This window comes from Endozoicomonas sp., assembly GCF_051008435.1.
GTDB lineage: Bacteria > Pseudomonadota > Gammaproteobacteria > Pseudomonadales > Endozoicomonadaceae > Endozoicomonas_A.
Window position 1 is genome coordinate 1 of sequence record NZ_JBPCXO010000559.1, and the last position, 2164, is coordinate 2164.

Annotated in this window: 2 protein-coding genes; both read right to left on the minus strand. The window is 45.9% G+C overall.

Translation table 11 applies throughout. The features are described 5' to 3' along the window. Window positions 1-764: transposase (locus tag ACR2PX_RS28630; RefSeq protein WP_434002759.1), on the minus strand; the 764-nt coding region annotated here is incomplete at its 3' end. A gap of 95 nt (window positions 765-859) precedes the next feature. After that, window positions 860-2023 carry an ISL3 family transposase gene (locus ACR2PX_RS28635; protein ID WP_434002760.1) on the minus strand — a complete coding sequence of 388 codons (1164 nt, stop codon included), beginning with the start codon at window positions 2021-2023 and terminating at the stop codon, window positions 860-862. Window positions 2024-2164: the final 141 nt, after the last annotated feature.

The following is a 2164-nucleotide window of genomic DNA, read 5'->3' on the forward strand; positions in this document are numbered from 1 at the left end:
GCTGGCAGCCAGGCTGTAACGGTATATTGCTTGCGTGGATTGAGTTTGATGATGTGGTCTACATTACTGTGGTTTGCTATCTCTCTGCGAGTATCTTCTGCGTCATGTCCGCTGTCGAGTCGCAGTATTACCGGCGCTTGGGTAACACGACGAAGTCTGCGTAATACAGTGTTTAGAAAGGGCACGAAATCATTCTGGGAATGTTGTGAGCCAGGGCGAAGTTCAGCACCTATACACCAGCCCTCTTTTCCCACATAAGACATAATAGGAGCAAAGCCGTGGAAATGTTTGTATGTCCATTGCGAACCTTCTTTTTGGGTTCTGCTGTTATCCTGCGGAGTAACGTCTATATCCAGAGGAATATGCTGAAGGTGATCCAGTTCTTTAGAAAGTGGGGAGATCGGCGCACCCAGTTCTAACAATAATTCTGGAAGTGCCTCTTCAATTAACGGAATCAGTTGAGTGGCATCTTCATTAAAACGCTGACGCAGCCTGCTGGCAGACGGCATTTGCTTAATGCCCATACTGCGCTTGAACCAATCATCATGGCGATAATGATCAATGGCATCAAAATCAGTTTTACCCAAAGCCAATAAGCCGATGAAAGCACGAACCAGGTCAATATTGGGGATGCCATGGCGCTTCTTGATAGAGCGCAGTGATTTTTTTAGGGATGTCTTCTTGTTCAGGGCGTGACCCACAAAATACAGGCCAGCTGCAGGAGTATAAAATTCCGTGTCGGATTGCTCAAATTTCAGTTCCACAAAAATACACTTATAGGGTGAAAAATCAGATGAGCAAATATTAGCCTACAGATTTTGCTATGACTGAGTTTTTGGTAAATTTAACGATCATGAACTCACGGATTCAGGGTAGTGAGTTTTATTTTGGTATTCAGACCCTCAACTATGCCACTGGAATACGCCTTTTTTGCCCTGAACCAGTTCAGGATGAGAGGCTTGTGTCGTCGAACGGTTTTAGCGACCTTTTTCATCGGCTCTATCTTTGATCGCATGACTCTTGCACACCAACGATCCAGATATTTACCTGCCCAGTGTGGTGAGATGTAGTCCCAGAAGACTTGAAACTCTTCTTTGAGCAGATAGGCTCTAACACTTTTCAGGTTGTACTGGAGCACTTTCTTCAACTTGATTTCTTCTTTCTCGGACAGGTTCTCCTTCCGTTTGAGCAGGCACCAACGAGTCTTCTTTAGAACAGGTTCATAACCGTCTGCCTGAAGTTGCTTGTGTTCTGATGCTCTGACTTCATCAATGGCCTTATTCAGCATGGCTACAATATGAAAGCGATCCAGGATATGAAGTGCCTGGCTGGCAAACTCAGCGATGGCTTTTACATAAGGCTTCCACATATCAGAGCAGACATACTCCAGCTGCTGACTGCGCTCTGGACCCAAGAAAGAGAAAAAGCTTCTAATGGTGGCTTCGGTACGTTCCTGACCAACCCATAGCAGCCGGGTGCAGCTGCGATCAATCTGATAAACCACTGTCAGGTATTTATGACCAACCTGGTAAGCCACTTCATCAACACCAATAGCCTTGATATTGTCGAGTGAGCGATGTGCTTTACCCCACTCAACGACGTACTCCACAGCATGAAATACTTTTTCCCATGAGGTATTGAAAGTACTGGCAACCTCTTTCCAAGACAGCTTTCTGGCCCAGTTTGCCAGAAACTGCATATAGACTTTGGTCAGCTCCTTCTTGCCCTCAGCCCATGGAACCTGCTCAACCTTTACGCCACAGGTTTTGCATTGAACACGGCGCATTTTGTAGAGCAAAAAGACCCTGATTCCCCAGAGCGGGATAAACTCAAAGCGGCGCTCGGCCAGATGATCATAGCCTGGTGCTGGTTTTTGGCAGCCGGAGCAGAGGGCACGACTATTCTTCCTGGGAACCACTGTGACATCGAACACATCCTCACCCTGACAACTGCCAAACTGGACATCCTGATAAACAAATGACTTGAGTTTATGAACTTTATTGAGGATAGTTTTTATTAGCATCAGCGATGTTTCTTATACTCGATTCTGCAGTTTTTCTCACTTGACAATCAGGTTGCATCCAATAATTCAAATTTCCCAGCATGAGATTTGAGTGATTCCGTAGGCTCCCGTTTACCAAGATCTCGCCCCGCCATATGCCTA

Coding starts and splice junctions, on each gene's coding strand:
- ACR2PX_RS28635 (WP_434002760.1), bottom strand. CDS start 2,023: ATGCTAATAAAAACTATCCTCAATAAAGTTCATAAACTCAAGTCATTT.